16 protein-coding genes are annotated in these 16527 nt (G+C 55.5%); 5 read left to right on the top strand and 11 right to left on the bottom strand.

Features of this window, described 5'->3' with window-relative positions; all coding sequences use genetic code 11:
* Positions 1-75: 75 nt before the first annotated feature.
* The 8 genes from ACI1P1_RS04415 to ACI1P1_RS04380 all read right to left on the bottom strand — a co-directional run bounded on the left by ACI1P1_RS04415 (position 76) and on the right by ACI1P1_RS04380 (position 6781).
* Positions 76-960 carry an ABC transporter permease gene (locus tag ACI1P1_RS04415; protein ID WP_416215148.1) on the bottom strand — a complete coding sequence of 295 codons (885 nt, stop codon included), beginning with the start codon at positions 958-960 and terminating at the stop codon, positions 76-78.
* Between the two features lie 27 nt (positions 961-987).
* Positions 988-1770 (bottom strand): ABC transporter ATP-binding protein, encoded by a 783-nt coding sequence (locus ACI1P1_RS04410; protein WP_416215147.1) that lies wholly within the window; start codon positions 1768-1770, stop codon positions 988-990.
* A 110-nt stretch (positions 1771-1880) separates the two neighbouring features.
* Positions 1881-2258 carry a Na-translocating system protein MpsC family protein gene (locus ACI1P1_RS04405; protein WP_416215146.1) on the bottom strand — a complete coding sequence of 126 codons (378 nt, stop codon included), beginning with the start codon at positions 2256-2258 and terminating at the stop codon, positions 1881-1883.
* Between the two features lie 187 nt (positions 2259-2445).
* Positions 2446-3240: an ABC transporter permease subunit gene (locus ACI1P1_RS04400; RefSeq protein ID WP_416215145.1), complete on the bottom strand. Its 795-nt coding sequence runs from the start codon at positions 3238-3240 to the stop codon at positions 2446-2448.
* A 34-nt stretch (positions 3241-3274) separates the two neighbouring features.
* Positions 3275-4075: an ABC transporter permease subunit gene (locus tag ACI1P1_RS04395; protein WP_416215144.1), complete on the bottom strand. Its 801-nt coding sequence runs from the start codon at positions 4073-4075 to the stop codon at positions 3275-3277.
* A gap of 5 nt (positions 4076-4080) precedes the next feature.
* A complete protein-coding gene (locus ACI1P1_RS04390) occupies positions 4081-4962 on the bottom strand; it encodes an ABC transporter ATP-binding protein (RefSeq protein ID WP_416215143.1) in 882 nt (293 codons plus the stop codon).
* A gap of 28 nt (positions 4963-4990) precedes the next feature.
* Positions 4991-5665: a TetR/AcrR family transcriptional regulator gene (locus ACI1P1_RS04385; protein ID WP_416215142.1), complete on the bottom strand. Its 675-nt coding sequence runs from the start codon at positions 5663-5665 to the stop codon at positions 4991-4993.
* A 399-nt stretch (positions 5666-6064) separates the two neighbouring features.
* Positions 6065-6781, bottom strand: a complete 717-nt coding sequence (locus ACI1P1_RS04380; RefSeq protein ID WP_416215141.1) for an alpha/beta hydrolase — start codon at positions 6779-6781, stop codon at positions 6065-6067.
* Here ACI1P1_RS04380 and ACI1P1_RS04375 point away from each other — a divergent pair.
* The gene (locus ACI1P1_RS04375; RefSeq protein ID WP_416215140.1) at positions 6756-7148 is read left to right on the top strand and encodes a hypothetical protein; all 393 of its coding nucleotides are present in this window, start codon (positions 6756-6758) and stop codon (positions 7146-7148) included. The two genes, ACI1P1_RS04380 and ACI1P1_RS04375, sit on opposite strands and share 26 nt — an antisense overlap.
* Positions 7149-7888: 740 nt before the next feature.
* Here the strand turns inward: ACI1P1_RS04375 and ACI1P1_RS04370 are convergent.
* Positions 7889-8767, bottom strand: coding sequence for a helix-turn-helix domain-containing protein (locus ACI1P1_RS04370; RefSeq protein WP_416215182.1), 879 nt, complete (start codon positions 8765-8767; stop codon positions 7889-7891).
* Positions 8768-9054: 287 nt separating this feature from the next.
* Between ACI1P1_RS04370 and bglB the strand changes: the two genes are divergently transcribed.
* From bglB to ACI1P1_RS04350, 4 genes are all read left to right on the top strand, one after another.
* Complete coding sequence (gene bglB / locus ACI1P1_RS04365) at positions 9055-10140, top strand: beta-galactosidase BglB (RefSeq protein ID WP_416215139.1); 1086 nt, start codon at positions 9055-9057, stop codon at positions 10138-10140.
* A gap of 463 nt (positions 10141-10603) precedes the next feature.
* A complete protein-coding gene (locus tag ACI1P1_RS04360; RefSeq protein ID WP_416215138.1) occupies positions 10604-11443 on the top strand; it encodes a ribosomal RNA small subunit methyltransferase A in 840 nt (279 codons plus the stop codon).
* Between the two features lie 107 nt (positions 11444-11550).
* Entirely contained in the window at positions 11551-11976 is a 426-nt protein-coding gene (locus ACI1P1_RS04355; RefSeq protein ID WP_416215137.1) for an SRPBCC family protein, read from the top strand.
* Between the two features lie 2 nt (positions 11977-11978).
* The gene (locus ACI1P1_RS04350) at positions 11979-12323 is read left to right on the top strand and encodes an ArsR/SmtB family transcription factor (RefSeq protein ID WP_416215136.1); all 345 of its coding nucleotides are present in this window, start codon (positions 11979-11981) and stop codon (positions 12321-12323) included.
* A gap of 95 nt (positions 12324-12418) precedes the next feature.
* On the opposite strand, the gene ACI1P1_RS04345 is transcribed toward ACI1P1_RS04350, so the two are convergent.
* Positions 12419-14611: a GDYXXLXY domain-containing protein gene (locus ACI1P1_RS04345; protein WP_416215135.1), complete on the bottom strand. Its 2193-nt coding sequence runs from the start codon at positions 14609-14611 to the stop codon at positions 12419-12421.
* A 122-nt stretch (positions 14612-14733) separates the two neighbouring features.
* Positions 14734-15984 (bottom strand): multidrug effflux MFS transporter, encoded by a 1251-nt coding sequence (locus tag ACI1P1_RS04340; RefSeq protein ID WP_416215134.1) that lies wholly within the window; start codon positions 15982-15984, stop codon positions 14734-14736.
* Positions 15985-16527 lie beyond the last annotated feature (543 nt).

Genomic DNA, 16527 nt, shown 5'->3' with positions numbered 1-16527 from the left:
AATAAATCTTTCCGGGGGCACCCCCAAAAGTAATAGGAATTGGCTACAGAGCTTCGCTTCACTTTTGGGGGATTACTATTGCTTCGTTAACCCCTTAGCCAGCCATTTTTCCAATACGACCACGCCCCAATACATCACCATGGACAGCACGGACAGCACCACTACACCCACCCAAACCAGGTTGATGTCCAGGATGGTTCCGGCGTACATGATCATCCGGCCGACTCCTTGGCGGGAGGCGATGAATTCACCGACGATAGCGCCGGCCAGGGCCAAGGCGATATTGATCCGCAGGCTGCTGATGATCCAGGGCATGGACCAGGGTACCACCACCTTGGTGAACACCTGGCGGCGTTTGGCACCAAGGGAATACATGAGCTTTTCCATATCCGGGTCAACGCTTTTTACGCCGCTGTAGGCGGAGAGGGCGGAAACCACTATGGTCATGGAGAAGGCCAGGGCTACCTTGGAGAAAAAGCCGATGCCCAGAAGAATGACCAGAACCGGGGCCAAGGCCAGCTTGGGCATGGCGTTTAAGATAATCAGGTACGGCTCGCTGACGCCGGCGTAGGTTCGGGACCACCAGAAGGACAATCCCAGCAGGGCGCCGCACAGGGTTCCAAAAATAAAGCCGAGAATGGTGGCGGAGGAGGTGTAGGCGATATCCCCCAGCAGCTTGCCCTCCGTCATTTGGGTCCAGGTGGTTTTGAGGATGGCCCCGGGGCTGCTCCAAAAATACGGGTCCATCACACCGATCCGGGTGAAGATCTCCCACCCAACGAAGATCAGGACAGCTGCGAGAAGCCGAAGCACCCGGATCGTGAGCAGCTTTTTCCGCTCTTTTTTCTCCTCGTCGATAATGAGGGGGACAGCCTTCAGCGCAGGGGCGGCAGCGGCGGTTTTCTCATCAGCGTGGGGCAGGGCGTGAACCACAAAGGCTTTCTTTTGAACGGATTCCATGGGCTTCCTTCCTTTCTATTCGGGATTTCAGGATATCTGTGCTTCCTCATCATGGCCGGCGGACAGCAGCTCCATCAGATGATGCTTCAAATCCATAAAGGCGGGGGAGGTCATATCCTCCGTTTTGCGGGGGCGCTCCATGGTGACGGTAATCTTCGACTTGATCCGGCCGGGGCGGGAGGAGAACACATAAATATCGTCGGAGAGGTAAATGGCCTCGTCGATATCGTGGGTGACGAACAGCACCGTTTTGCGGAAATCCGCCCAGATCTGCAGGAGCCAATTCTGCATGGCCAGCCGGGTTTGGGCATCCAAAGCGCCGAAGGGCTCGTCCAAAAGAATGATGTCCCGGTCATAAAGCAGGGTCCGCAGAAGCGCCGCCCGCTGCCGCATGCCCCCGGACAGCTCCTTGGGATAATGCTTGTCGAAGCCCTTCAGGCCGTATTTTTCCATCAGGGGCAGCGCTCGGTTCACCGCCTCCTTGCGGGGCACTCCGCGGATTTCCATGCCGAGAATAATGTTGTCCAGAATGGTCCGCCAGGGCAGGAGCATATCCTTCTGGAGCATGTAGCCCACATACCCGGCCTTGCCCACAATATTGCGCCCGTCGGCTATGACCTCTCCCGTGGAGGGCGGAGTGAGTCCGGCAATAATGTTGAACAGGGTGGATTTGCCGCAGCCGCTGGGTCCGATGATGCTGACAAAACGGCCCTCTTCAATGGACAGGTTGGTTTCCTTCATGGCTGAGACCTCTTTGCCGTCCCGGCGGAAGGTTTTGCTGACTCCGGAAATCTGGATTTTGTAGCTCATGAGCTTCACTCCTTACTGTAAATTTTTTGTAATAAAAAATCGCCAGTCCAGTCCTCTCCGACAAATCCTGTCGTTAGGGGCTAAACTGACGATATCCGGCCGCTCTCCCTTTAGAGGAGTTCGGTTGATTCGTTCAGGCATGCGCTGATGTCACGCTCCAAGACGATAATCGTACCGGAAAATTCGGTCTCAGGATCATAGTCTTTGAGTATGGCAAGAATATTCAGTTGGAATCGCTCCTCCAAGGCCTGCGTGATCTGCTTCTTGAATTGCTGGAACAGAAGATAATCAATCTGGCGGGTGGCAAAGGGGTGATCGCCGTCCAGCAGCTTCAGGACCGGAACTCTGCTGTTCAGGGACATGATCAGAATCTTGTTATCGACGAAATCCACCTTCTGCTGTTTTACACCCACGTTAAAAATCCGTTTATTGATCGCGTTGTAAATCCTCAGAATCTCCTGTTTGGCTTCGCCTTCCGATAGTCCCATCACTTCACACCCTTACGGAGAGAAAACATGTAAGATAATGTAACTTATATTGATAGGTTGTTGCCGTTTGTTAGTTTTATTATAGCTATTAATAGCAGGGTGTCAAGATAATATGTGAAAAAACATTACACTTAATTAGTGAATGGGCTGAAATGTTCAGATATAGCCAGAGAAACCAGATGTTTTCTTACACACCCAAGTCCCGCCTCCGGTAAAAATAGATGGCGCCCCAAGCAAAGGTGGCTGACAGCAACAGCGAAACCGCCGCAATGCCGGGATGAAGGCCCATCCCCTCCGCCATATCGGCGTAGCTGAAATATTTGAAGGGTGTCAGGATGTTGAGAAACCGCAGGCTTTGGTTCAGCTCTGTAAATTCGTAGATAACGAAGGCGGCCATCAGCACTCCTGCGGAGATGGAACCGGAGGTTTTGGCATTGCGCAGCACAGCGGCCAGCAGCATCCCCAGGGTGAGGAAAACCAACTGGACCAACAGCATGCTGAAGAGAAACACGGCGATTTCACCGGAGATATCGGGCCCCTTGTTATAGGCGGAAACCGCGGCCAGGGAAGAGCCCAACGATACCAGATTCAGCACCACCACATTCACCAGGGCGGCGCCTAATTTGGCACAGACGATGGAGGTCCGGGACAGAGGCCGCGTCATGAGGAATTCCGTGGTTTTATCCCGTTCCTCCTTGGCCAGAATGCCGCTGCCCAGCAGCACGGCGTGAATGCCCGCCACAATTTCGATATAGAGGAACAGCAGGGCGAAGAACCCGGTCATGGTGGTCACATCAAAAGATCCCATCCCCAACAGCGACTTCAGTGTCTGGGGCAAGTCCGCCAAGGCCTGGGCTCCTTCGCTCCCGGAGGAATAAGCCGTATATTTCCCCATCCCGGACAGGATAAGCAGCGCCATGCAGACGCACCAAATGATCAGGGACTTCCGGTTGGCCTTCAGCTCTCTTATAAACACATTCATATACATATCCTCCCGTATTCCGCTGGCCGCCGTGTCAGACGGCATGGATATCCTTGCGGATGTAGATGAAATAGGTCAAGGCCGCACCGATGGCCACGACAACCGCGCCCAGCAGCAGGAAGGGCGTTTCATAACCTGCATGCTCCACCACATAAGCGGGGCTGAAGTATTGGAACGGGGATAAAACTCTGGCTGCGCTGCTGGAATCATCGGCGGCCATCAGCGCACCGACCACGTACAGCCCGAAGACCACACCAAGAGAGATCGGCAGCACACCTTTTAGCTTATTGAAGAAAACCGAAACTGCGGCACCCAGGGCAAGGAAGATCAGCTGGACAAAAAACAGCGTCAGATTGATCAGGAAGAATACCCAATGGTCAAAGGCCTCCTTCGCTGCTAACCCGGCCATACCGGCAGCCGCCGCGTAGAACACTGCGTTGGTTATGAATAGGACAGTCCCTGCCGCCAGCAGCTTCGCCGTCACAATGGATTGCCGGGAAACGGGCTTCACCAGCAGGAAATCTGCCGTCCGTTCCCGGGTTTCCTTGGAGAGAATGGATACCCCCATAATCATGGCTTGGATAGCCCCGCCCAGAACGATAAAGGAAAATATAAAGGAGTAAAACCCCAGCATGGAGGTGATGGATTCCAGCCGGATACCGAGCATGGCCCTTACGGACGGCGGGTAACCTGCCAGCAGCTTCCGGAAGCTTTCTGCATCTACAGTCATAGAGGGGTAGATGGACATATAGAGAGCGGTCATGCCGATCAGCGCGCAGATCCAGATGAGTGTGGACTTCCGCATGGCCTTCAACTCGTGGAGAAACATGTTCATGCTGCTTATTCCTCCTTTTCGTAATAATGCAGGAAGATTTCCTCCAGATCCGGCTCCGTGATGGAAATATTACTCAGCTCCATGCCGGCAATTTCCTTCATCATGGCGTTGAGATTGCCCTTGAACATAAAGCTGGCAACCTTATCCTTGGCGGTGAAGCCGCTGACCCCCTCCAGGTGCTGGAGATTTTGCCCGATAGGAGCTTTGGCCTCCAGTGCGAATTTCTTGTAGCTGTTTTCCTGGAGAATGCTGACCTTTTCCTGCTTGATGATTTTCCCGTCCTTGATAAAAGCCACCCGGTCACACAGCCGCTGAACCTCGCTTAAGATATGGCTGGAGAAAAAAACAGTCGCACCCTTCCGGTTTTCCTCCGCAATCAGCTCGAAAAAACGCTGCTGCATCAACGGATCCAAGCCGCTGGTAGGCTCATCCAGAATAATGAGTTTGGGCTCGTGGAGCAGCCCCTGGACAATGCCCACCTTTTTCTTATTACCGAAGGACAGATCGTCAATCCGTTTCTTCAAATCCAGATCCATCACCTCTGCTAGCTGGGCGATCCGCTGTTTGCAGTCCTTTTTGTAGAAGCTGGCGGAGTATTGGAGCAGCTCGCCTACCCGCATGCGGTCATAGTAGAATACCTCGGAGGGCAAATACCCCACCTCGCGGCGGGTGTCCGGGTGTTCGGCACAGCTTTTGCCAAAGATGAAGGCGCTGCCGGAGGTGGGGGAGATAAGTCCCAGCAGGGTCCGGATGGTGGTGGATTTGCCCGCGCCGTTAGGGCCGATAAAGCCGAAAACCTCACCCTCCGCCACGCTCAGATTCACGTCGGAAATGCCTCTTGCTCCTCCGTATTGTTTGGTCAGGCTTCTGGTTTCGATGGCATTCATAGAAAGTACCTCCCTCAATGTGGACGCTTTACAGATATTCGGGTTTGTACAGATGGGTTTTCATTAGGGCCATACACGCCTCAAACTCCCGAAGCATGCTGTCCAGCTCCAGATCCAGCTTGCCATTCGTCATGTTGAGATATCCGTAGGCAAACCGTACCAGCAGCTTCAGCACCAGCGCCGGGTCGGCAGTGTCCTTGAACTTGGACACATCCAGGTTCTCCAGGGTCATCCTGGTCCGGACCTGCTCCCATTCCTCTTGGGCATAGTAGGCTTGAACAGCCCCTCTCACCTCTTCATCCGTCTCAAAATAGGTGCCCTCCAAAAATCCCAGCATAGCGGGATGTTTCCCCAGCACCGACAGCTTGATCGTTGTTGCTTGTTTGATCCGGTCAAAAAAATCGGTGACGGCCGGGTCCAGTCTCTCCCGGATTTCACCCACCATCATCTGGCAGCAGAAATCGACCAGGTAGAGGTAAAGGGCTTTTTTGGTGCCGAAATAATGGAAAACCATGGCCTTGGATATGCCTGCCGCACCGGCAATGTCGCTGGCGGAGGCTTTTTTGTAGCCGTTGGCGGCGAAGCAGCTCATGGCTCCGTTCAGGATAGCGTTCTGCTTCTCCGCCGGCAGGCTTTCGAATTTCTCCAACATGTGCACCTCGCTGTAAACAGAATAGACCGAATCGGTCGATGGGCTAATCATAGCTCCATAAACCGATTCGGTCAAGGGGTTGCAACGAAAAAAACCAACTCGTTTAGTGGGCTGCTGGAGCTCAATAAACAAGTTGGTTTGGGGGACAAGCAAAACATTCTAGTGGCTGCGCTTGTAGCGAGACTCGGAGTTGATTGTGCAGGCTGGACTTCTAACGGAACTCAGCAGCTCTTACGTGGTGGAAACAGGTAGTTTTGAGTTTTGACGGAACTCAGCAGCTCTTAGAGCAGCTTTGGTGCACGGTTTGGTCATTTTGGAGGCGCTAAGAGCCGCATAGTTCCGTTATTTTGAGAAACTCGCCGGATTCCGCTTCTAAGAGTCGGATAGTTCCGTTAGCTGAAAACCGCAGCCGCCGCGGACTCCGCTTTGTAGCAGAATGCGAAGCAGGCGCTATTTGCCACCGAAGAACAACAAATAATCCTCGACATGGCTGCTCCAATAGTCCTTGGTGTGCTCACCCTCCCAAAGGTGGTATTGCACGTCGGTGCCTTTTTGCAGCAGCTTGTTATAGAGCAACTCCGAACCCTCGTAGAAGCGGTAGCCGTCATTTTTGCCGGAGTCGAGGAATACGGAGAGGTTATCGAAGGTCAGGGTCTCCGCCAGGGACAGCGGGTCCCGGGTTTTCCGGGCTGCTTCATCCGGGTAGAGCCAATCCTTCAAGTCTCCTGTGTCCGCCCAATAGTCCATCCACAGCGCGGGGCTGTGACCGCCCACCTTGCTGTAAAGATCGGGGTGCTGGAAGGCATTGTTCAGCGCCGCAAAACCGCCCATGGACAAACCTCCTATGTACCGGTTTTCCCGGGAGGCCAGGGTACGGAAGTGCTTATCGACAAAAGCGACAAGGTCCTTGGTGATGTAATCGCCGTAAGAGCCCTTGATCTCCGTATTAATGCCGTAGCTGAAATCAAATACAGGCGTCACAATAATCATCGGACGGATACGCTCTTCGCTGATGAGCTTATCCGCGGCTTTGTCCAGTCCCAGGTCAGGCATCCACTGGTTTTCATTGCCGCCTGTGCCGTGAAGCATGTACAACACAGGATAAGCATCGCTTCCGTCGGCATAACCCGGGGGCAGGTAGATGTTGAAGCGCTTGTCTTTACCCAACGCGTTGCTCTTAAAGGTCAGCTTGCGGACATCGGGTGACGTGGAGATCGCTTCCTCCTTCAGAATTCCGCCTACCGGAGCGGCGGGGGAAGCAGCAGGAGAAGTTGCTGACGGTGATGGCGTTGCCGTTGCCGTCGGTGTCCCAGTGGTGGCAGACGATGATGGGGACGGGGTGCTTGGGGCTGAGCCTCCTCCGCCAACCCAGGAGCCTCCTGGTCCGCCTCCTCCCGAGGGTGTGCCCGATGGGGATGATGCGGGAGACGGGGTGACGGTTGGTGACGGTGTGGCTGCCGGGCCTGATGGTTCTGCAGGTGACGCTGCAGAGGTGGCGGACGGCAACGGAATGTCTGACATTGATGCATTGTAGTCTGTTGTGGCGGGGAATCCGAATAGTGCGCTTAACAACAGCCAAATAAGAGCTTTCATTCAGTCGCCTCCTTCCATGGTCTGAAGCGGATCTGGGTGCAAAACTCCTATTCATTACCCGTTTTAATTTAATTTGAAACAGAACGGAGCAAAATTCTTTGCATTTTGCCGTTTCGTATCGTGAGGAGGTGCAGGGAGATTTTCTAACGGAAGCCACAGCCGCTATTCTGGACAAAACGGGGGTTCACAAAATCTAACGGAAGTGAGCGCTCTTATTGGACTCCAAACAGGCGGTTTTGGCCGCTTCTATCCGAAATAAGAGCGCTGGCCGCCGTTAGATTTTGAACGAGGCGGATTTGCGGCAAATAACGGCTGTGGCCGCCGTTAGCCAGAGAGAAGGGTAAAATGCGGGGACAAACGTGGGGGAAATCGCGGAGACAAACGAGGGAAAAGCACGGGGACGAACGTGGAGACAAGCGTGGGGACGAACGAGGCACGAGCGGGAGATGAACGCGGGGACAAACGGGGGATGGACGAGGCACGAGCGGGAGATGAACGTGGGAGAAATCGCGGGGACAAGCGCGGGGGACGAACGTGCGGCCGCTAAACGCAATCCAGCCCATTCCATGTGGCGGTGCCTCCAGTCCGTCGCCTCCAGTCGGTTGCCAGACGCAGCCTCATCCCGTGCGCCGGCTCATTCCGGCGTTCGCTGCCGCCCGGTTTCCGAGGCCTGTCCCGCCCCTATACCCCAGGCGGCTGCCACTTTCCGGCGGCGGCTTGTTTGGCGTATTTGCCCGGCGGCATGCCCACCAGCTCCTTAAAGGTGCGGATGAAGTGGGAGTAGTCTCGGAAGCCGCTTTCGAGGCAAGCCTCAGTGGTGGAGATGCTGCCCGCCTCCAGCAGCTCCTTGGCTTTTACGATGCGAAACTGAACCAGGTATTGGTGGAAGGACAACCCCGTCATATTGCGGAACAGCTCGTTCAACTGATGCCGGTTAAACCCGAACAGCCGCCCTGTTTCCTCCGTGCTGAGCTCTTCGGGATAATGGGCCTCCACATAATCCAGAACCGGCTTCAACAGCGGGTATCCGGGAGGCTCCTGCTCCGGGCTTTCTCCCCGGGCAGCTCCCGGTCGCGTCAGCTCCTCCAGATCCAGAAGGATCAGAGCCAGTTGGATCCGCATCCGGACATCGGACCCGTAGCTGGTTTGCTTCACTAGCGCCCCGAGCTCTTCAAGCATGCCCGCAAGCCGGGCTGCACACTCCCGTCCCAGATTGATCCGGTGGCTGCCGCTTGCCCGGAGGCGCATGTAGCTTTCCAGCAGATTGGTGGAGCCGGTGTTCATGGACGTGATATAGAAGGGATTGAAATAAAGAATGTAACGTTCATAACCGGCCCGGTCATGGATGATGGAGCGGTGCAGATCATTCGTGCCGAGTAGCAGCAGATCATAAGGGGCCAGCAGGTACTGCTTGTTGCCCACCCACATTTCCGCGCCGGGGGTCACCACCAGATAAAGCTCGTACACATTATGAAAATGGTAATAATCCATGGTCCAATCCGCACCAATATTATGCTCCAGCCGGATATCCTCGGTGTAGGTGTTTTTGATTTTGTCCATTGCCACAAAGGAGTCTCCCTTCGGTGCTGCCTGCGTATTTTGTCAGGGGGCTCCCCCAAAAGTACCCGGATTCCGCTTCGAAGCTTCACGTCACTTTTGGGGGATTAATGTAGTCGGGGGCTCCCCCAAAAGTATCCGGATTTCGTTTCAAAGCTTCACGTCACTTTTGGGGGTGTTTTTTAATAAGCGTATCACAAAAAAGCAAGAAACACCTCCAATAATGCAATAATTCATCGTCAGGCCCCCGGTATAATGAAGCCATCCGGAAAGGCAAAGGGGAGAAGGACATGGACAGAAACACCATTTGTGCGCTGACCGATAAGGTGGCCGCCAGAATGCAGCATTTGGGTAACGTTACGGGGCTTCAGGAGGAATGCCCCATCAGTATCATTCGTATGGATACCTGGGAATGGGCTCAGGGAGTAGGTTTGTACGGCTTGTACGCCTACTATCGGGAAACTGGCAAAACCGAGATACGGGATTTTCTGATCGCCTGGTTTGAGGACAACATCAGAAGGGGCCTACCGGAGAAGAACGTCAACACCATGTGCCCCATGCTGACCCTAAGCTTCCTGGCCGCGGAAACCGGACGGGAGGATTTCCTTTCTTTGTGCCGGGAGTGGGCCCAGTGGGTGATGGAGGAGATGCCGCGTACGGAGGATCGGGGCCTCCAGCATGTGGTGTCCGGTGCAGCCAATGATGGACAGCTGTGGGACGATACCCTGTTTATGACGGTGCTGTTCCTGGCCCGGGCGGGCAAGCTGTTTGGACGGGAGGATTATCTGGCCGAATCCGTACGGCAGTTCCTGGTCCATATCAAATATTTGACCGACCGCAAAACCGGGCTTTGGTTCCACGGCTGGACCTTCCAAGGACACCATCATTTTGCCGAAGCGCTGTGGGCCCGGGGGAATTGCTGGTACACGGCGGGCGTGGTGGATTATTTGGACATTGTGGAGGACCTGGATGCAGGGGTCAAATGGTTCCTGCTTGACGCCCTCAAGGCCCAGGCTGCTGCTTTGGAGCGGCTCCAGCATGAAGGCGGCATGTGGCATACGCTGCTGGATGATCCGGACAGCTATGTGGAAACCTCAGGTACCGCGGGATTTGCTTACGGGATTCTGAAGGCGGTCCGTCTGGGTTATCTGGAGCCCCGTTTTCTTACGGTGGGAAAAAAAGCGGCGTTGGCGGTGATCCAGGAAATCGGCGAAGACGGCACGGTGGGGCAGGTATCCTACGGCACCGGCATGGGAGCGACGTTGGACGATTACCGGCGCATTCCCTTGTGTCCCATGACATACGGCCAAGCGCTGCCGGTTTTGATGCTTACCGAGGTCCTTAAGCTGGAGCCGGAGCCGAAACAACAGGTATAGGAAAACTTTCCTTTGTCCGCGCCAGTACGGGCATGATATGCTGCAAGCATCAAGGGCGTGTTTGCAAACACGCCCGGAGGAACGGAGGGTTGTTCTCATATGGGTGTTATTTCTTACGGAAGATTTCGTTTTGTACATTGCCTTCGCAGCAACTAAACATGTACAAGGGCTCTGCCTGCACGCGGAGCAAAACGGAATCGGTCTGCCCATTTGAGGATACCCGTGAACAGGAAGCGCCGGGAGAGGGGACGACAGGTCTGCCTCTTTTTGGCGTTTTTTTTGTTGGCATTCGCAGCCCACGCTGCAGGAGTGCCGATATTTAACCGCACCTGCCCAACAGGCCGGTTTATTCGGGTACGTCTTTTTATAGGAGGCTTAGGCCCACCAACGGTTTTTCCCGCAGCAGGCAGATGCCTGCTTTTTTTATTAGACTCGGGAAGTTACCAATGGGGAGTGGCTTGAAATGAATAGAAAACGAAACCGGAATAAACCCAGTACCGGGGCGGCCCGCGCCGTGTCCGCCAATTTCTCCGGGCAGCATCTGCTGCACCACCGGAAAACCATCGAAGAGCTGGTCCGCCTCTCAGCAGCAGGTCCTGCTGATACCGTGCTGGAGATTGGTGCAGGGAAAGGGGCGCTGACTCTGCCCCTTCTGGCTGTTGCCGGCAAGGTAATTGCCGTAGAGCGGGATGCGGAATTTGTGCAAAGCCTGCGGGCAAAAACGGCAGCTTTTCCCCATATCACCGTGCACCAAGGGGACTTTCGAACAATGAAGCTGCCGGACCGGCCGTTTACTGCCGTGTCGAATCTGCCTTTTGCCATTACTACCGAGGTGTTGGAAAGGCTGTTGGGACGGGAAAGCTGGAATGTGCAGCGGGGAGCTTTTATTGTGGAAAAAGGTGCTGCCATCCGCTTTACAGCATCGAGCTGTACGGATCCGCGTGTGCTGGCATGGAGGATGAATTACCATATGGAAAAAAGAGGGCTGGTCTCTCGCACCTGTTTTTCGCCGCCGCCCAAGGTGGATGGAAGCATTCTCTATGTGGAGCGAAGGAAGGAGCCGCTTTTGCCGCAAGGGCAATACGGGCGATTTTGCGCCTTTGCCCGTTTTCTCCTGAAGGCTGCCGGGCATCCTATCCATGAACCGATGAAGCTGATTTTTACGGCGGCCCAAATAAAGGTAGTCCTGAGGGAGGCTGAAGCGGAGAGGAGCCAGTCTGCGGCTTCCCTGACCCTGCGCCAATGGAGCGTGTTATTCCAGGCTATGCTCCGGTATGTGCCTGCTTACCGGTGGCCACGCTAATCCAGCGCTGCAGAGGGCTGGGAATAGGTTCTATTTGCAATATGAAACCATAGGGTGTTATTATACTCATGAAACCTATAGGTGTCACGATTAGAGGAGGAACATAGATGCAGCATCAGGGAACAATGCCGGAAATCCGGAAAACGGTTATTTTGAACGCACCCGTCGATAAGGTGTGGAAAGCGGTGGCTACCTCCCAGGGTATTGCCGCTTGGTGGATGGAGAATACCTTTGAGCCTGTGGCCGGACATGAATTTGTGCTGAAATCTGGGCAGTTCGGCGACTCTCCGTGCAAGGTAACCGAGGTGGACCCGCCTAACAAGCTGGGCTTCGATTGGGGGAAGGACTGGCATCTGGAGTTTCTGCTGGTGGCCTTGGAGGATAATAAAACGGAGTTTACCCTCATCCATTCCGGCTGGGAGGCGGACAAACTCACCGAATTCGGGCAGCCCCATCCTGTTATCCGCGGCATTATGGACGGCGGCTGGGAGAGCATTGTGCATAAGGCGCTTGTCCAGTACGTGGAGGCTTAACCGTGGCTGCACCCGCTCTCAGGCATGATGTGTTCCAGGCTATCGCCGATCCGACACGGCGCAAGCTTCTGAGACTGCTGGCGGACGAGGAGCTGCCCATTGCCGCTATTTCGGAGCATTTTCCTATCTCCCGCACCGCGGTGAACAAACATCTGCATGTCTTATCCGATGCCGGACTTGTCCGCTCCCGGAGAACGGGGCGGGAGACCCGCTACAGGCTGCGGCCGGAGCCTCTGGCAGAGGTCAGGGAATGGCTGGTGTTCTTCGAAGCCTATTGGGAGGACAAGCTGTCGCTCCTGAAGGCCTTTGTGGAGCAGGAGGAGCCCGCTGACACCGGGAATATGTAAGGTATAAACAAGCAGAACCGCCTCCGGGAACGAGCCTGGGGGCGGTTTTTTCGAATGCAAGCTGAGCATGATTCAACGGGAAGCTTCCGTACGGCCTATCCGTTTGTCAGCCGCACCAGGATGGCATCGCCTTTTGAGGACAGCTTCACCTCAGCGTAACGGACCTGGTTGACCAGATCGATACCTGTACCCTCGGGAATAAAATAATGCTCGATGCCGAAATCAAAGCCGCGGTATCCGTCCCATTTGCCACGAATCAGCACCTCCCCTTCCTGAAGAGAACTGCCTTCCTCGTACAGCCTCTCCAGGCGGTAAACCCCCGCCCCATCGGGAGCAAGCACCAGGGCTGCTTTGCCTTTGGACTCCAGTCTGTTCCATTGTGCTTCGTCCCATTCCGGACGGGAAACTTCGTAAGAGAGGATCACGTAATCCCCCTGCAGCATGGAGCGGGGGTCCACAGGCGCCAATTCCAGCTTAATGGTTTGGCCATGGGCCAGATGCCATTCACTGCGGGCGGTTTGCGCCGAGAGAAATCCGAGCTGCAGCAGGGTTACCGCTGCTAGCAGCCATACGGTAGTGCGCCGCCGGTTTGTGCACAGAGCGGACAGCTCCGTGCTGTCGCCCAGCCTTCTTTCGTACAGCCGGGTCAATCCCAGCAAGATTAAACCCGCCAAGGCCAAACTGAAGGATTTGTGGAGCAGCTTCCAGGCCAAATCATAATATTTGTACACCAGGAATGCGGTCCAGAAAATCAGACTGATGACATAAACCCACGTCAGAGACCGACGGAGGCTGAGCAGCACGGCGGCCGTAACCGTCAGGAAAAACAGTCCGTTCATCAGATAATAGGCCGTTCCTTCGGTAATAAAGGTGAGGATATAAAAGACCAGTAAAAACGACGGATACCCTCCGTATAACAATGGCCAACGCACGCCAGGCTGTTTGATGAGCAGCCAAGCGGCCAGCAGGAGTATAAGCAGAACTGCGCCCAAGGCGGAAAACACCGGAAGGTCGCCGTCCAGCATCCAATCCAGCACCACCCAGCCCATCACCGCACCGGCAACCAGGCAGTAAATCCTCTGAACGGTGCCTGGAATAAAGACAAATGCCCCCACCGCCGTCAGCAAGAAGAAAAGCAGAACCGGAAAACTGTCCAGGATAATGCCGGAGGACATTCCCACAACCATGCCGCAGGTCAAAAAGGTGTACCGTACGACTCCGTTCAGCTTCCCGGCGGCAATGGCTCCTATAGTGGCAATGGCGCCTAGCGCGCACATGGCATATTCGGGATGGTCAATCTCCAGAATGAGGACGAGGAAGCCGATGATGACAGCTGTTCCCAGCACTGTGGCAATGGCAATCGCCGCTGCCGCCAGGATCCGGGAGGCCCACATGGTAAAGGCGTTATGCGCAGAAACGGCATCGCTGTTTGGATTGTCCTCCGCCGCGGCGGAGGGAGAGGAGCGGACCAGATTCAGGAAACGGACATTTCCCCAGATAAATAACACAACGAAGATGAGGCTCCACAGAATGAAGCTTTCGTCTAGGAAATGAATCAGCAGCTCCGTATATTTTACGATGGCCAGAATGGAGATGAACAGCCCGCTCAGCAGCAGGAAGGATTTTTGACGGGTTCGGTAGTAGTAAGGGGCGGCGAATGCCAGAAGCAGGAACAGGGGCAGGTTCACCCAAACGCCCAGGCTCTCAAGAAAGAAGGAATTGGAGGCATACAGCATCAAGCCAAAGGCGGTAATAAAGGACAGGGCTTTGATGGCCGGTGAAGCAACCAGACGGCGTTCTGCCAAAAAGAGGATGACCAGATTCACGGCTGCTGCAGCCAGCAGAACACTGACGATGCGCCATTCCGAAATTGCACTGGAGCGGAAGCCCGGGAAGAAATACAGCAGGTAGGCCAGATGGGCCAAGATAAAGCTGAGCACAGAAAAGGGCGGCCAGCGTGTGATTACAGCCAGCAGCAGAGCGGGGATCAGCCAGACCGCGAAGAGGGTGTAGCTGTCGGCATGGGAGTTATACATTTGACCAACCAGGGCAACACCCACGCCGAAAAACAGACAGCCTGCCAATAAGGAAAGACGGCTGAGAAACGCCCGGCCGGGTCTCCGTGCGAAGAATTCGGAGAGCGCATACATCAAGATGATGGCAGCAAGAAGAGGCGCCAGCTTTTCCCCGCGGCTGAGCGCCCCCCAATTGGATGCATAAAAGTAAGCTGCGGCAGACAGCAGCAGGCTTGTTCCCAAGGTATAGCCAAGCTGAACCGGACTCTTCATGCGCGATCCCTCCAACGAAGTTGAGTTTTGGACCTGGACACTCCCATTCGGAACCATACTTGCTTATGTAACTATACCCTTATTCATGCCAAAAGCCACTTCTAACCGCCGCCGGTTTCCGGTCAGGTCCGGCGGCTGGCTTTTCTGCGTGTGCCGCTTGCCAGGCTGACGTAACATAGCAGCGCTCCGACCTCCGCAGCGGCGATCAGCGCACCCATAGGCAGGGCGGTTCCTTGCCCGCCCAGTCCCACCAGGGGGCTGATGATTCCCCCGGCGATGAAGGAAACCAGTCCCAGCAGGGCGGAGGCGCTGCCTGCCGCATGGCCGTAGTGCTCCATGGCCAAGGAGGTGCCGGAGGTGGAGGCAATGCCGATGCTGGAGACGACCAGGAACAGGCAGCACAGGATGGCTGCAAGCCCGGCATCCGCCAGCACCGAAGCCAGCAGGCCCAGCCCGCCGGCCAGTCCCATGGCGATGCCCGCAGCAAACAGCCGCTCCTCCCGGACCCGGCCCGCCAGTCTGCCGGCGGTTTGTCCGGCCAGGATAATGCCCAGGCCGTTCACGGCGAACACCAGGCTGAAGCCTTGCGGCGAAACCTTGTAGAGATCCTGCAGCACAAAGGGGGAGCCGGAAATGTAGGCGAACATGGCGGCATACATAAAGCCTTGGGACAAGGCCAGCCCCACAAAACGCCGGTCCCGGAGCAGGTCCCGGAATGCCGCCAGCGTCTGGGGCAGCCCTCCCCGTGCCCGGCGGTCGCGGGGGAGGGTTTCCGGCAGCCACAGCCAGACGGAGGCCAGCATGATGATACCGATGGCCGCCAGGATCAGGAAGATGCCCCGCCAGGAGGTCCAATTGAGTAGCTGGGCGCCCAGTATGGGGGCCAGGACGGGAGCGGCGCCGTTGACCAGCATCAGCATGGCGAAGCAGCGGGTCAGCTCGGTGCCGGTGTACATGTCCCGGACCACGGCCCGGCTGAGGACGATGCCTGCCGCTCCCGCCAGACCTTGGATCAGGCGCAGGGCGCAGAACGCCCAGATGCTTGGGCTGTAGGCGCAAGCCAGGGAAGCGGCGAAATATACCGCCAGGCTAATGAGCAGCGGACCCCGCCGTCCGCGCACATCGCTTAAGGGGCCGGCCAGCAGCTGGCCTACGGCCAAACCCAGCAGGCAGAAGGTGAGGCTGAGCTGGGCCTGGGAGGCGCCGCTGCCTAAATCCCTGGCCAGGGCAGGCAGCGAGGGCAGGTACATGTCCAGGGACAAGGGCCCAAAGGCGGACAGGGCCCCGAGAATCAGGATCAGTCGCGCCCCGGATTTTGCCCTGCTGGAGGAGGTGCTTAGATCTTTGGGTGTTGTGTTTAAGGTCTCATTCATGGTCGGAACCTGCCTTTCTGTTCCTACCAGAATACACCAAAGCGTGAGGGTTGAACAGGATGAATCTGAAAGCCGTGCCGGAGTCTCCGGTGAAGCCGAAGAGGGAAGCGGGGAGGGGAACCAGAGTATTTGGCGATACGGATTAGAGTGACCAGAGGGTGGGAGTAAACGGAAGTGGTATCCAGTAAGTGTTAAATACATGAACTCGAAATATCGTGTTTAATTTTGGAATTCGGGCCGTTGGGAGCGATCGTACTCGAAATTTCATATATAAATAGCCCGGTGCGGTCATATCGGCCGAATTATATATGAAAATTCGTGTTTAATGACCTGTTCGCGGAAATTTTCCTATTTTGTATATGAAAAATCATACACAGCTGTGTTTGGGACCTCCGCCTCCTCGCGCCGATTGCCTGCAGGAGTCCGCTTGACACCTGTGGCAGGCAGGAATAATATATGCATATACATATAAACCGGATGACGGGTGCTGCGAGCCTCACTGTTTGACGCAGCGAATCATTTACGGACTATATATGCATATAC

The sequence above is a fragment of the Paenibacillus mesotrionivorans genome (assembly GCF_046098205.1).
Taxonomy (GTDB): Bacteria; Bacillota; Bacilli; order Paenibacillales; family NBRC-103111; genus Paenibacillus_AR; species Paenibacillus_AR mesotrionivorans.
Note: the sequence above shows the minus strand (reverse complement) of the source record. Positions and strands in the feature narration are given on the sequence as shown.

Excerpts from the sequence above, each read along its gene's own strand:
- ACI1P1_RS04415 (WP_416215148.1), bottom strand. The coding sequence starts at position 960 with ATGGAATCCGTTCAAAAGAAAGCCTTTGTGGTTCACGCCCTGCCCCAC.
- ACI1P1_RS04410 (WP_416215147.1), bottom strand. The coding sequence starts at position 1,770 with ATGAGCTACAAAATCCAGATTTCCGGAGTCAGCAAAACCTTCCGCCGG.
- ACI1P1_RS04405 (WP_416215146.1), bottom strand. The coding sequence starts at position 2,258 with ATGGGACTATCGGAAGGCGAAGCCAAACAGGAGATTCTGAGGATTTAC.
- ACI1P1_RS04400 (WP_416215145.1), bottom strand. The coding sequence starts at position 3,240 with ATGAATGTGTTTATAAGAGAGCTGAAGGCCAACCGGAAGTCCCTGATC.
- ACI1P1_RS04395 (WP_416215144.1), bottom strand. The coding sequence starts at position 4,075 with ATGAACATGTTTCTCCACGAGTTGAAGGCCATGCGGAAGTCCACACTC.
- ACI1P1_RS04390 (WP_416215143.1), bottom strand. The coding sequence starts at position 4,962 with ATGAATGCCATCGAAACCAGAAGCCTGACCAAACAATACGGAGGAGCA.
- ACI1P1_RS04385 (WP_416215142.1), bottom strand. The coding sequence starts at position 5,665 with ATGATTAGCCCATCGACCGATTCGGTCTATTCTGTTTACAGCGAGGTG.
- ACI1P1_RS04375 (WP_416215140.1), top strand. The coding sequence starts at position 6,756 with ATGTTGAAGCGCTTGTCTTTACCCAACGCGTTGCTCTTAAAGGTCAGC.
- ACI1P1_RS04370 (WP_416215182.1), bottom strand. The coding sequence starts at position 8,767 with ATGGACAAAATCAAAAACACCTACACCGAGGATATCCGGCTGGAGCAT.
- bglB (WP_416215139.1), top strand. The coding sequence starts at position 9,055 with ATGGACAGAAACACCATTTGTGCGCTGACCGATAAGGTGGCCGCCAGA.
- ACI1P1_RS04360 (WP_416215138.1), top strand. The coding sequence starts at position 10,604 with ATGAATAGAAAACGAAACCGGAATAAACCCAGTACCGGGGCGGCCCGC.
- ACI1P1_RS04355 (WP_416215137.1), top strand. The coding sequence starts at position 11,551 with ATGCAGCATCAGGGAACAATGCCGGAAATCCGGAAAACGGTTATTTTG.
- ACI1P1_RS04345 (WP_416215135.1), bottom strand. The coding sequence starts at position 14,611 with ATGAAGAGTCCGGTTCAGCTTGGCTATACCTTGGGAACAAGCCTGCTG.
- ACI1P1_RS04340 (WP_416215134.1), bottom strand. The coding sequence starts at position 15,984 with ATGAATGAGACCTTAAACACAACACCCAAAGATCTAAGCACCTCCTCC.